The sequence below is a fragment of the Acinetobacter sp. ESBL14 genome (assembly GCF_036668815.1).
GTDB classification, from domain to species: Bacteria; Pseudomonadota; Gammaproteobacteria; order Pseudomonadales; family Moraxellaceae; genus Acinetobacter; species Acinetobacter gyllenbergii.
On record NZ_JAZEVS010000001.1, the window covers coordinates 647,475 to 659,940 of the forward strand.

The window sequence follows — 12,466 nt, forward strand, 5'->3', positions numbered from 1 at the left end:
CCTTAAAAACTAAATCACTGTTTGGAATATGTAGGCAGCATAACGCCAGTTTTTTTGCAAAAAAAATAATTAAAATCGAATTTGTTATGAAAAAAATAGAAATAGATAAAATAGATAAGCTTTGCTGAATTGTTGATATACAAGTGATTTTAAATTTTGGACTGTAATTGCTATAATTGTTTTAAATCAATCGCTTATTGTTTTAGTGCTGATTTATAAAGTGGAAGGTATTTGAATGATGCAGTGTTATAAAAATGGACAATTAATTGATTCCATCCCTTTATTAGATCGAGCGTTCCATTATGGTGATGGTTGCTTTACCACAGCACGTATTTTTCACGGAATTTTTGAATTAAAAGAACTGCACTTTGCACGTTTAAAACTGGCTTGCCAGTCCTTGCAACTGGATGCTGATCTATCTTTTATTGAAAAGTCGCTTGTGCATTTACAGCAGCAATATTCCAGTCTTAATGGCACTTTAAAAGTGGTGATTAGCCGTGGTGAAGGAGATCGGGGCTATAGTCTGCCTTTACATGCGGCTGATGTGTACCTGTGGTATTACCCAAGAGTGACACAGGCTTTTCAGCCTGAATGGATTGAAAGTGGCATGTTAAATCATGCTTTGGGTTTGAATATGCCTCATTTAGTAGGCTTAAAAACCCTAAATAGATTAGAACAGGTCTTGTTGAAACAAGAAGCTGATCAGCGTGGTTGGCTAGAAGCACTCGTTAGTGATGTACAAGGCTATATTGTTGAAGGCGTGAGCAGTAATTGTTTTATTCGTATAAATGATCGGTGGATTACGCCTGAACTTCGCTATAATGGCGTCCACGGTGTGATGAGAGCCAAAATCTTGTCGAGAATGCAGCAATATCAGATTGAATGTGAGCAGCGATGTATCGATATGAATGAGATTGGCCATATCCAGAGTTTATTTTTTTGCAATGCGTTACATCCAATGAAAGCGGTTGTTCGATTTAATGATCAGGTCTTAGAGCAGCAACCCTATCTTGATTTATTTGAAACTTTAAAACTTAGCCAGATTGATTAATATGCCAAAGCCGCCTAGTTCCAGCAAAAGTAAGAAAAAGCCAAAAGCTAAACCGAAATCCAGATTTTCTTTTTTTAAAGCCTTTTTGATCGCCATTGTTATTTTTGTTTTGGTGATCTTTGGCATTGTATGGTCGAGTTTATTTAAAAATTATCCGGTAGACAGTAAAAAACAGCTTTTAGTAATTTCTTCTGGCGATACCTATTCAAGATTTATTGACCGTTTAGCCAAAGAAAATAAAGTGAATTTTCCAATAGTTTTAAAGTTGTATCAGAAGTTCATGATTCATGACACCATGAAAGCGGGTGTCTATGAAATCACAGAAGGCATGAGTATTCGTCAGGTGATGGATATGTTGTCAGATGCAGATAATGCGCAGATGAACCGTATTCTGGTGATTGAAGGAACAACTTTTTCACAGTTGATTCAGAGTCTAAGAAAAGATCCGAATGTCACCAATACTTTGCTTGATCTTCCCCACAGTGAATTATTAAAGCAATTAAATATTTCATATACGCACCCAGAAGGTCTATTTGCGCCAGATACTTATTTCTTTGCCAAAGGCGAAACGGATAAAAAAATCTTAACGGATTTGTACCGCCGTCAAATGAAATCGTTGGATGATGCTTGGGCCAAGAAAGCACCGAATTTACCTTACAAAGATAAGTATGAAGCCTTGATCATGGCTTCGATTATTGAAAAAGAAACCAGTTTAGATAGTGAGTTAGAACAGGTTTCAGGTGTCTTCGTCCGTCGTTTGAAAATGGGGATGCGCTTACAAACGGATCCAACCGTGATTTATGGTATGGGGGAGAATTACAAAGGTAATATCACCCGTAATGACCTGCGCACGCCAACGGCCTATAACACCTATACCATCAATGGTTTACCGCCAACACCAATTGCTTTACCAAGTAAAAAAGCGATTGAGGCAGCGATGCATCCAGATGATGCTAAAAATATCTATTTTGTTGCCACGGGCAATGGTGGGCATAAATTTACCGCGTCTTTAGAAGACCATAATCGTGCAGTGCAAGAATATCTAACTGTGCTACGTTCAAAGAAAAAGCAGGGCGAATAATGTTTATTAGTTTTGAAGGTACGGAAGGTGTTGGTAAGACTACGCTGATTCGTAAAATTCATCAGTACTTTGAACAGCAGGGTAAAGAAGTCGTGTTGACCCGTGAACCGGGTGGAACACCATTGGCTGAGCAGATTCGCTCACTGTTGTTGGCGGTGAATCATGAGGAGCAAATGAGTCATGATACCGAGCTGTTATTGATTTATGCAGCACGTGCACAGCATTTACAGCAAGTGATTTTACCCGCATTAGCGGCTGGGAAAATTGTACTGAGCGATCGTTTTACCGATGCCAGCTTTGCATATCAATGTTCTGGACGCGGTTTAAGTCAGGAAAAGTTGCAACTGTTAAATCAAACTTTTGTCGCGAAAATGCCGAATATTACTTTTTGGTTGGATGCACCAATTGAGTTGGGCATGACCCGTGCGCGAGAGCGTGGTGCCTTGGATCGTTTTGAGCAAGAGAAATTAAGTTTCTTTGCTAAAGTTCGTGCTGGTTATGAGACTTTATGGCAAGCAGAGCCTGAACGGATGAAGCGATTGGATGCGACACAGAATGCGGATGTTGTGTTTGAAGATGCTTTGCAATATTTAAAATAGGCCAGTCCTTATGAATAAAGATCATGATAGCTATCATTTAGATAAGGCAATTGATGCGATATCGAGTCATATTGAACTCGCGATTTTTATTCAAAAATTACGTCAGAATCTTATAGATGATCCCAATGGTTGGGAGAATATCAATCTGGCTGATTTTCTTGATGCTTTAGCTTCATGGACTGAAGATATGGACGGATATTATAAAAATACAGATCAGGTTGACCGTTTAGCTCAACCTGATTGGAAAACCTTTGCAGAAATGCTTATGGCTGCTCGAATTTATGAATAATTTTGGAGGCTAAAGATATAGAAGGAAGAATCTTTAGCCTTAATTTCATCACTCATTCACCAAAGGCTGTTCTACTTTAAAGTTTGGTGGAGTTAAAACCGTCTTGCGAATCTCATTTGAGAGTTCTGGATAATCCAGCGTGTAATGCAAACCACGTGATTCCTTACGTTCCATTGCGCAACGTACAATCATTTCCGAAACCAGAACTAGGTTACGTAATTCAATCAAGTTTTTGCTGACACGATAATCTTGATAATACTCAGTAATTTCACGTTTCAGCATTTCAATACGGTGTAAGGCACGTTGCAAACGTTTGGTGGTACGTACAATACCGACATAGTTCCACATGGTAGAACGTAGCTCATCCCAGTTTTGTAAGATGACGACATCTTCATCGGCATCGGTGACTTGTGTTTCATCCCATGTTGGAACATCTGGGAATTGAAACTCAGCATCAAATTTCTGTTCGATATCTTCTGCTGCACTCATGCCATAAACGAAACATTCAAGTAATGAATTACTCGCCATACGGTTAGCGCCGTGTAGGCCTGTATAAGAGGTCTCACCAATGGCATATAAACCATCTAAATCGGTTTGGCTATGTTCATCCACCACCACACCGCCACAGGTGTAATGCGCTGCAGGTACAACTGGGATCATATCTTTGGTGATATCAATGCCAAGCTCAAGCAAACGTGCATATAGGGTCGGGAAGTGTTCGGTAATAAATTCAGGTGACTTATGGGTGATGTCTAACCAGACATGACGAATTCCTAAACGTTTGATTTCATGGTCGATGGTACGTGCCACAATGTCACGTGGTGCAAGTTCAGCACGTTCATCAAAACGCAGCATAAAACGTTCGCCATCCGGTAAACGTAAATAAGCACCTTCACCACGCATTGCTTCAGTAATTAAGAAAGAACGCGCTTTTGGATGATATAAACAAGTTGGATGGAATTGGTTAAATTCCATATTGGCGACACGACAACCTGCCCGATAGGCCATGGCAATTCCATCACCTGTCGCAATATCAGGATTAGATGTGTAGAGATAAGCTTTCATTGCACCACCGCAGGCAAGTGCAGTGAAAGGTGCTAAAAAGGTATGAACCTGCTCGTTGGTTTCATCTAAAGCATAAAGACCGATTGATCGATTGGCTTGGTCTTGATGTCCAAGCTTGTGTAAGGTGATCAGATCTATCGCAATATAATTTTCAAAAATCGTAATATTTTGTCGTTCTTTCGCACGTTCAACCAAGGTGGTTGAAATGGCTTTGCCTGTTGCATCGGCAGAGTGAATGATACGACGTTGTGAGTGACCACCTTCACGGGTCAGGTGTAGTTGCTCATCATCATCTAGCGTAAATTGCACGCCTTGCTTGAGTAGGAAGTCAACTGAAGGTTTGCCACCTTCGACAGTATGTTTAACAGCATCTAATTCACAAAGATGACCGCCTGCAATCATAGTGTCATTAATATGTTGTTGAATAGAATCTGTTTCGTCTAATACTGCAGCAACACCGCCTTGCGCATAGAAGGTACTGGCTTCTGTCAGCGCTGCCTTGGCTAAAATTGCAATGTTGTAATGACTTGGTAAAGAGAGTGCAAGACTTAAACCTGCACCGCCACTGCCCACAATAATCACATCAAAATGGTGAATTGTTTTTAAATCAGGCATGTCAATCTGCTTCAGTTTTAAACGTTCGCTAATGACACCGCTTTTTTATCAAAAAGGCAAGGGCTAATCTGCCTAGAATTGAGTGAATTTTTAGCGAATGCGAATTATTTGCCGATTATTTTTTGCCTAATCTGTATGAATGAGAAAATGATTACGTTTCAGTACATTGTTTTAATCTATCGTTAAGCTCTCCAAGATAAAACCATTTCTATCGGATGGATTATGCTGAATCTCTCCATAATTTATTCATATTTCATCATTCTAGATCGTTGTATGCATTGAAAATATAAACATATTTTTACGAAAAGAATGGTGGGGTTATGCTAAAAACATAGACCAGAATTTTATTTTAATCATCAGTATGTAGGTTCTTGCTTCATGAAAAGTCGCTATTTACAACAAGGAATGTATGCTGCGGTATTTACGATAGCAGCATCTCAAGTCAATGCTGCATCGCCAGTAGATTTTTCAAATCTGGTTGAGCAGGTCAGCCCTGCTGTTGTGAGTGTCAATGTTGTCAAGAAAATGACTCAGGAAGAGTTATTACAACAACAAGTCCCTGAAATTTTACGTCGTTTTTTTGGTAATCAGGTGATCATCCCTCAACAGCAGGGGCCACAGGAAAAAACTGGCTATGGTAGTGCCTTCTTTATCGGGAAAGATGGCTACTTGCTCACGAACCGTCATGTGGTTGAAAATGCTTCTCGTATCAGTATTATCCTGAATGATCGTCGAGAACTGGATGCCACGCTCGTTGGAAGTGATGAGCGTACCGATATTGCCTTGCTGAAAGTGAATGGCAATAATTTCCCAGAGTTAAAAGTGGGTAATGTCGATCAACTTCGAGTGGGTGAGCCTGTCTTGGCGATTGGTTCACCATTTGGTTTTGACTATTCAGCGTCGGCAGGGATTGTCAGTGCGAAATCACGGAATATGAGTGGCGAGACGTCTGTTCCGTTTATTCAAACAGATGCGGCTTTAAACCCAGGTAACTCAGGTGGTCCATTGTTTAACCAGCGTGGTGAGGTGGTCGGGGTGAACTCACGTATATTCAGTGGTACTGGGGGGTATATGGGCTTATCATTCTCGATCCCAATTGATGTGGCGATGGATGTCGTACAACAATTGAAGACCACGGGTAAAGTAACGCGTTCTTATCTTGGTATTATGATGCAAGATATTGATCGTAACTTGGCAGAAGCTTATAAGTTGCCGAAACCAGAAGGTTCGTTGATTACTCAAGTCGCACCGAAGTCTCCAGCTGAAAAAGCAGGCTTAAAATCAGGTGATGTGATTTTGAAGGCCAATGGTGCATCAATTTCACGTACCAGCGATCTGCTTTATTCACTAAATCGTATCGCGCCGAATCAAACCGTTCAGCTGGAAATTCTACGTGATGATAAAACACGTACAATTTCTGCAACATTGGGTACCGCACCAGATGACACCGCTGCTGATGCAGAGAAAAATAACCCAACCAGTGGTTTAGGCATGAGTATCCGTGATCTAACGGCACCTGAGCAAGCGCGTTTAGATGTGCGTGGTGGTATCTTGATTCAAGATGTGAAGCGTGGCGGTACTGCGTCTTTATCAAATCTGGTTGCGGGTGATGTGATTGTACAAGTGAATGGCACAGCGATTACCAATAGCCAACAATTTGCAAAAACAGTGTCTGCCTTGCCAAAAAATAGTGTTGCGCGTGTAACGATTATTCGTCAAGGTCAGCGTGCAATTCTTGGATTACGTTTGCCTTAAGATTTAAATTTTTTAAATCCTGCTTAAATAAAAACCACTCTAGAATTAGGGTGGTTTTTATTTTGAAATCCAGTTGTGTTTAGACTAGGGTAGCGAGTGAAATGTTAGTCGTGATGAAATACGCAAAATTATGAGTACGATTTTTGATTTAAAAATACAAGTTGAGCCTAAGCATATAGATGTATTGGGTCATGTGAATAACGTCATGTACATCCAGTGGATGCAAGATGTTGCTTCAGCGCATATCGAGGCATTGGGCTTAGGTCTGGCTCAATATCTAGAACTGAAACATGCCATGGTGGCTGTTGAACATCATGTGCAATACCGTAAGGCGGCACTGGAAGGTGAGGACGTCATTTTACGGACATGGTTGGATGATATTAATGCACTCTATTCATTCCGCCAGTATGCTTTTTATCGCCCTAAAGATCAGAGCATTTTATTTGTTGGCAATACCAAATGGGCATGTATTGAAATTGAGACTGGTCGTCCAAAACGGATGTCACCAAGCTTTACTCAAGCTTATCAACCGATTGCTGTAGACTTAGATCCAATGGATTTCAATGTGACCTATTTTGAATAGATAAGATTAAGTTTAGGCGAGATGAAGAGTGGATGTGATGCAGCCCTTAAAGAGACTAGAAACCGAGCGTTTGATTTTAAATAGTCTAGATTTAGAAGATGCTGCATTCGTTCTCGAGATATTTTCAAATGCTCAGGTGCTCGAATTTTATGATTTAGATGCTTTTTCTGAGATTGAACAGGCGGAAGCACTGATTCATCGAATGCATCATCGTTATCATTCAGCCTCTGGTTTTCGTTATGCGATACGTTTAAAGACAGGTCAAATGATAGGTGGTTGCGGTGTTAATCGTATTCTTGAGGAGGAGGGTGATCATCGTGCGATTATCGGTTATGACCTGCATCCGGATTATTGGGGGAATGGTTATATGCTTGAGGCGATTACAGCGATGCTAAATTTGATTCGAACCGAGTTGTTGTTTGACCAGAAAATTCGCTATGTAGATGCACAAGTCATGCAGCAAAACCTTAAATCACAGCGACTTTTACAGAAATTAGAATTTCATCAAATTCAACCTGTAGTGGAAATGGGGCAGATCTTCTTACAGTTTAGATTGTCGTTATTTTGATATTGCGCTATTGGGGCCTAATGCTATGCAATATAAACATCTATACGGTTGCCTATATCCGCTTCAGATGGTTCGCTATTTGATGACTTGAATGAGGCGGATGAGTTTCTTTTGATTGAGAGTGCAGCTATTTGCATACCTCGGGGGAGAGTAACCTGGATTCATTTTTGGACTCGTCTGAAGATAAGACAAATTTGGAAAACCCTAAACAAGTCTATAACCGATCAAGAAATTGGCAAGAATCAATCAGACAAGCTTTATGAGGAATTATTACTCTAAATCAGATGGTTGTGCGGCTTGTACTGCCGCGCCGCGTATATTAGATAAATATTGGACACCCAGAGAGGGCTACTCAGGGCTATGAAAAATTTAACATTAAAACATTACTTGGCGCTTGTTCTCGTTTTTTCAGGCATTTTTGCTATTTGTTTTGAATCGCTTACAAAAGGTTTTGTCACCTATGTGCCGTATGGTGGTGAATTTGTTTACTTGAGGGAGATGGAAGGTTCCAATGAGGATGAAAGTGTACTCTTGTGGTTCTTCGGCATCATAAGCATTATGCTTGGCGCCATAATGTACTTTGTGAAGAATGTTATATATGTTCTGAGAATTGGTTTTTTTACTTATGTATTTTTGTTTCTCTGTGCACTCATGACCGATAGCAACCCTTTAAACCAACTCATTATGAATACAGTTAAGTTTGATCATAATATTTATCTCATCTTGTGGTGCCTTTCGTTTGCTATCTACACAGGTATCTTCTTCAAACTATGTATTCAACAAGATGCGTTAAGCGATTAAGAAATGTCGGCTCATATAAATTTAATAGTTGAGCGCGGCTTCTGGCTATTGGTTTATAGTTAGCACACATGTTGTTCTCCCTAGCAATACACTAAAGACTACACATGCTATTAGCACTATATTTTTAATATTGTTGTGCTTATACTGTGCCGAACTTTTCGTACATTTTTTTCCACAGCAATAAGCAATTTTTTAATTGAGTACATTGTTGTGTACATATTATTAAGGTAACCCATGGCGCAAGCTAAAAAATCCGTAGATATCAAAAATATACGCAATTTCTCGATTATTGCTCATATTGACCATGGTAAGTCGACTTTGGCTGACCGTTTCATTCAAATGTGTGGCGGTTTACAAGATCGTGAGATGCAAGCTCAAGTATTAGACTCTATGGAGCTTGAGCGTGAGCGTGGGATTACCATTAAAGCTGCATCGGTAACGTTGTATTACACGCATCCAAATGGTCAAGAATATCAATTAAACTTCATTGACACCCCAGGACACGTGGACTTCTCTTATGAGGTTTCTCGTTCTTTGGCGGCGTGTGAAGGTGCATTGTTGGTGGTTGATGCTGCACAAGGTGTAGAAGCACAGTCAGTAGCTAACTGTTATACCGCCATTGAGCAAGGCTTAGAAGTTCTGCCAATCTTAAACAAGATTGATTTACCTCAAGCTGAGCCTGAGCGCGTGATTCACGAAATTGAAGAAATTATCGGGATTGAAGCGACAGATGCACCGACCTGTTCAGCGAAAACCGGTTTAGGGGTTGAAGGGGTTTTAGAGCGTTTGGTGGACGTCATTCCTGCGCCTGAAGGTGACCGTGATGCACCTTTGCAAGCACTGATTATCGACTCGTGGTTCGATAACTATCTTGGTGTTGTATCGCTTGTTCGTATTAAACAAGGTCGTATCCGCAAGGGCGACAAGATGCTGGTGAAATCAACAGGCCAAACCCATCCAGTGACTTCAGTGGGGGTGTTTAATCCGAAGCATACCGAAACTGACATCCTTGAAGCGGGTGAAGTTGGTTTTGTGATTGCCGGAATTAAAGATATTTTTGGTGCGCCAGTCGGGGATACCATTACACTGTCTAACACACCAGATGTTGCGACTTTACCGGGTTTTAAAAAGGTTAAACCACAGGTTTATGCGGGTCTGTTCCCGATTGATTCAAGTGACTTTGAACCCTTCCGTGAAGCATTACAAAAATTGCAGATCAATGACTCTGCTTTATTCTTTGAACCTGAAAGTTCGGATGCACTAGGTTTTGGTTTCCGTTGTGGCTTCTTGGGTATGCTACACATGGAAATCGTTCAAGAGCGTTTAGAACGTGAATACGATCTTGATCTGATCAGCTCTGCACCGACGGTAATTTATGAGGCGCTAACCAAGAAAGGCGACATCATTTATATCGACAGCCCGTCGAAAATGCCAGATGGTTCGACCGTTGAAGATCTACGCGAACCGATTGCAGAATGTCATATTCTTGTGCCACAAGAATACTTGGGTAATGTGATGACCTTGTGTATCGAGCGTCGCGGTATTCAAAAAGACATGAAGTTTTTAGGTAACCAAGTCTCAATTACTTTTGAAATTCCTATGGCTGAAGTGGTCATGGATTTCTTTGATAAATTAAAATCATGTTCACGTGGTTTTGCTTCACTGGATTACAACTTCGTCCGTTTCGAGAGTTCAGCTCTGGTTAAGGTTGATGTTTTAATTAATAGCGAAAAGGTTGATGCCTTGGCAATGATCTGTCACCGTCAAGATGCTCGCCATCGTGGTATTGCATTGGTTGAAAAAATGAAAGATCTGATTCCACGTCAAATGTATGATGTTGCGATTCAGGCGGCGATTGGTGCGCAAATCATTGCCCGTTCTACTGTAAAAGCAATGCGTAAGAATGTATTGGCTAAATGTTATGGTGGTGACGTTTCGCGTAAGAAGAAACTTCTTTCGAAACAAAAAGAAGGTAAGAAACGTATGAAGCAAGTGGGAAGTGTCGAGATTCCGCAAGAAGCGTTCTTAGCTGTATTAAAAGTTGATCGATAAAGAAAGATGAGGCTGGGGAAACGTTTGTTTTACCCAGTCGAACGACGAGCAGTAACACTGCAAGAGAGGGTTTGTGGATTTTGATTTTAACTTGATTCTGGTACCAGCAACACTGATTTTCTTTTTGGTGTGGTTACTGGATAAGTTGGTATTGAAACAGCGTGCAACACGTGGGCGTAATCAAGAGAACTTTGTCATTACATGGGCCTATGATTTCTGGCCAGTGTTAGCGGTTGTACTTGTACTGCGTTCTTTCTTGTATGAGCCATTTAATATTCCGTCAGATTCTATGGTCCCGACCTTAGAAACGGGTGATTTTATTCTGGTGAATAAGTTTGATTATGGTGTGCGTTTACCAATCGTAAATTCTAAAATCATTGATGTGGGTGAGCCAAAACGTGGTGAAGTGATTGTGTTTCGTTATCCACCACAACCTACGATTAGCTATATTAAACGTGTAGTGGGTATACCTGGCGACCACATTCAGTTTAAAGCGGGTCAATTGATTATCAATGGAAAGCAGATTGCAAAGGTAGCAACACAATTCTCACGTGAGAAAGACCAGCAAGATACGCCGACAGCACTTTATTTTAAAGAAACTTTGGGTGAACATCAGCATTTGATTCGTTACTTAGAAGGACGTAATCCTTTGGCTGAACAATTCCAATTTGCGCAATTGCGGGGTGCTGAAGCGTTAGTCCCATTTGTTGCCAAAGAGAATGACGTATTTATCCAAAGCAATGGTCAAGATTGGGAAGTGACTGTACCAAAAGGACAATACTTCGCCATGGGCGATAACCGTGATCAAAGTGCAGACAGTCGTTTTTGGGGCTTTGTACCTGAAGCGAATTTAACTGGGCGAGCTTTTTATGTATGGATGCATAAAGAACCTGGTTTAAATCTTCCAAGTTTTAACCGAAATGGTAAGATTGACTAATAAAAATAGATAGGAAATAGACAGATGCGTAAATCTCAACAAGGGACTTCGTATATTGCAATTTTATTTGGGGTGGTTTTATTTGCAGTTGCTGTGAAAGCAGCAGTTGCGATTTGGCCAGCATACTGGGATGACAAACTGATTAATACTCAGATTGAGGGCTTGCTTAAAGATAGCCCTGAAAATATTACGCCGAGTAAGTTTAACACTCAGATGGATCAACGTTTTGATATGAACGGGATTCGTGATTTACATTTTAAAGATATCGCGCAAGTGACTTATAAAGATGATCTTGTCGTGATAAAGAAGTATGAAATACGTAAGCCTTTCATGCTGAATATCAGTTTAGTTATGACCTTTGAGAAGACTTTTGACCAAAAATCTGCAAAACAAGCTCAATGATACACGGCTGCAAGGGCGTATAGGTCACCAGTTTAAACAGTTTGACTTGTTAAAACTGGCTTTGACCCATCGCTCGGTCAGCCATAAACACAATTATGAACGCCTAGAATTTCTAGGCGATTCATTATTAGGGATGATCATCGCTAATTATTTGTACAATGCTTATCCACTGGAAAATGAAGGCCGTTTAACGCGAATGCGTGCGACTTTAGTTCGACAGGAAGCGTTGGGAAAAATCGCAAACGATTTACAGCTGAGTCGGTCATTAATTTTAAGCACAGGCGAGTTAAAATCTGGTGGCCATCACCGAGAGTCTATTCTTGCAGATACCGTTGAAGCCATTATTGGTGCTATTTATTTAGACAGTAATGATCTCAACTTGCTGGAACGCATTGTGCTAAAATGGTATGAACCATATCTTGATCATATCGAACCGACAGATCAACTGAAAGACCCGAAATCACGTTTGCAAGAGTATTTACAAGCACGTAAAAAACCTCTCCCAGTTTACGAGGTTGTAGATATTCAAGGTGATGCCCCGAATCAACATTTCAAAGTGGAATGTGATGTGGCGGGATTGCCAAAAATTATAGGCGAGGGCTCAAGTCGTCGTTTTGCCGAACAAACGGCAGCGGCAGAGATTTTAAAATTATTGGAGCAATAACCTG

Annotated in this window: 13 protein-coding genes and 1 pseudogene; 12 read left to right on the forward strand and 2 right to left on the reverse strand. The window is 40.6% G+C overall.

Annotated elements, in window-relative coordinates; translation table 11 throughout:
- The first annotated feature begins 238 nt into the window (after nt 1–238).
- From pabC to V6E90_RS03135, 4 genes are read left to right on the forward strand one after another with little or no spacing between them, the layout of a single operon-like run.
- The gene (pabC, locus tag V6E90_RS03120; RefSeq protein ID WP_065342704.1) at nt 239–1,051 is read left to right on the forward strand and encodes an aminodeoxychorismate lyase; all 813 of its coding nucleotides are present in this window, start codon (nt 239–241) and stop codon (nt 1,049–1,051) included.
- 1 nt (nt 1,052) lies between these two features.
- Complete coding sequence (gene mltG, locus V6E90_RS03125) at nt 1,053–2,132, forward strand: endolytic transglycosylase MltG (protein WP_332604488.1); 1,080 nt, start codon at nt 1,053–1,055, stop codon at nt 2,130–2,132.
- Nucleotides 2,132–2,731, forward strand: a complete 600-nt coding sequence (gene tmk / locus V6E90_RS03130) for a dTMP kinase (RefSeq protein WP_023270298.1) — start codon at nt 2,132–2,134, stop codon at nt 2,729–2,731. Before mltG ends, tmk begins: the two co-directional genes overlap by 1 nt.
- A 10-nt stretch (nt 2,732–2,741) precedes the next feature.
- The gene (locus tag V6E90_RS03135) at nt 2,742–3,020 is read left to right on the forward strand and encodes a DUF7660 family protein (RefSeq protein ID WP_004878522.1); all 279 of its coding nucleotides are present in this window, start codon (nt 2,742–2,744) and stop codon (nt 3,018–3,020) included.
- A 48-nt stretch (nt 3,021–3,068) separates the two neighbouring features.
- On the opposite strand, the gene nadB is transcribed toward V6E90_RS03135, so the two are convergent.
- Nucleotides 3,069–4,706, reverse strand: a complete 1,638-nt coding sequence (gene nadB / locus V6E90_RS03140) for an L-aspartate oxidase (protein ID WP_171068278.1) — start codon at nt 4,704–4,706, stop codon at nt 3,069–3,071.
- Nucleotides 4,707–5,078: 372 nt separating this feature from the next.
- Between nadB and V6E90_RS03145 the strand changes: the two genes are divergently transcribed.
- From V6E90_RS03145 to V6E90_RS03160, 4 genes are all read left to right on the forward strand, one after another.
- Complete coding sequence (locus tag V6E90_RS03145; protein ID WP_016540915.1) at nt 5,079–6,455, forward strand: Do family serine endopeptidase; 1,377 nt, start codon at nt 5,079–5,081, stop codon at nt 6,453–6,455.
- A 130-nt stretch (nt 6,456–6,585) separates the two neighbouring features.
- On the forward strand, nt 6,586–7,038 hold the full coding sequence (locus V6E90_RS03150; RefSeq protein ID WP_016540916.1) for an acyl-CoA thioesterase: 453 nt from the start codon (nt 6,586–6,588) through the stop codon (nt 7,036–7,038).
- Nucleotides 7,039–7,075: 37 nt separating this feature from the next.
- Nucleotides 7,076–7,606 (forward strand): GNAT family N-acetyltransferase, encoded by a 531-nt coding sequence (locus tag V6E90_RS03155; protein ID WP_016660281.1) that lies wholly within the window; start codon nt 7,076–7,078, stop codon nt 7,604–7,606.
- A gap of 360 nt (nt 7,607–7,966) precedes the next feature.
- Nucleotides 7,967–8,407: a hypothetical protein gene (locus tag V6E90_RS03160; protein ID WP_332604489.1), complete on the forward strand. Its 441-nt coding sequence runs from the start codon at nt 7,967–7,969 to the stop codon at nt 8,405–8,407.
- A gap of 1 nt (nt 8,408) precedes the next feature.
- Here the strand turns inward: V6E90_RS03160 and V6E90_RS03165 are convergent.
- A pseudogene (locus tag V6E90_RS03165) lies at nt 8,409–8,477 on the reverse strand (SOS response-associated peptidase); the annotation flags it as partial.
- Nucleotides 8,478–8,641: 164 nt separating this feature from the next.
- Between V6E90_RS03165 and lepA the strand changes: the two are divergent.
- From lepA to rnc, 4 genes are all read left to right on the forward strand, one after another.
- A complete protein-coding gene (lepA, locus tag V6E90_RS03170) occupies nt 8,642–10,459 on the forward strand; it encodes a translation elongation factor 4 (protein ID WP_005189899.1) in 1,818 nt (605 codons plus the stop codon).
- 73 nt (nt 10,460–10,532) lie between these two features.
- Nucleotides 10,533–11,396, forward strand: coding sequence for a signal peptidase I (gene lepB, locus V6E90_RS03175; protein WP_023270294.1), 864 nt, complete (start codon nt 10,533–10,535; stop codon nt 11,394–11,396).
- 24 nt (nt 11,397–11,420) lie between these two features.
- Nucleotides 11,421–11,798 (forward strand): DUF4845 domain-containing protein, encoded by a 378-nt coding sequence (locus tag V6E90_RS03180; protein ID WP_016540920.1) that lies wholly within the window; start codon nt 11,421–11,423, stop codon nt 11,796–11,798.
- On the forward strand, nt 11,767–12,462 hold the full coding sequence (gene rnc, locus V6E90_RS03185) for a ribonuclease III (RefSeq protein WP_016540921.1): 696 nt from the start codon (nt 11,767–11,769) through the stop codon (nt 12,460–12,462). The genes V6E90_RS03180 and rnc overlap by 32 nt, the downstream gene beginning before the upstream one ends.
- Nucleotides 12,463–12,466 lie beyond the last annotated feature (4 nt).

Coding starts and splice junctions, on each gene's coding strand:
- V6E90_RS03160 (WP_332604489.1), top strand. CDS start 7,967: ATGAAAAATTTAACATTAAAACATTACTTGGCGCTTGTTCTCGTTTTT.
- V6E90_RS03135 (WP_004878522.1), top strand. CDS start 2,742: ATGAATAAAGATCATGATAGCTATCATTTAGATAAGGCAATTGATGCG.
- V6E90_RS03145 (WP_016540915.1), top strand. CDS start 5,079: ATGAAAAGTCGCTATTTACAACAAGGAATGTATGCTGCGGTATTTACG.
- mltG (WP_332604488.1), top strand. CDS start 1,053: ATGCCAAAGCCGCCTAGTTCCAGCAAAAGTAAGAAAAAGCCAAAAGCT.
- V6E90_RS03155 (WP_016660281.1), top strand. CDS start 7,076: ATGCAGCCCTTAAAGAGACTAGAAACCGAGCGTTTGATTTTAAATAGT.
- lepA (WP_005189899.1), top strand. CDS start 8,642: ATGGCGCAAGCTAAAAAATCCGTAGATATCAAAAATATACGCAATTTC.
- pabC (WP_065342704.1), top strand. CDS start 239: ATGCAGTGTTATAAAAATGGACAATTAATTGATTCCATCCCTTTATTA.
- tmk (WP_023270298.1), top strand. CDS start 2,132: ATGTTTATTAGTTTTGAAGGTACGGAAGGTGTTGGTAAGACTACGCTG.
- V6E90_RS03180 (WP_016540920.1), top strand. CDS start 11,421: ATGCGTAAATCTCAACAAGGGACTTCGTATATTGCAATTTTATTTGGG.
- V6E90_RS03150 (WP_016540916.1), top strand. CDS start 6,586: ATGAGTACGATTTTTGATTTAAAAATACAAGTTGAGCCTAAGCATATA.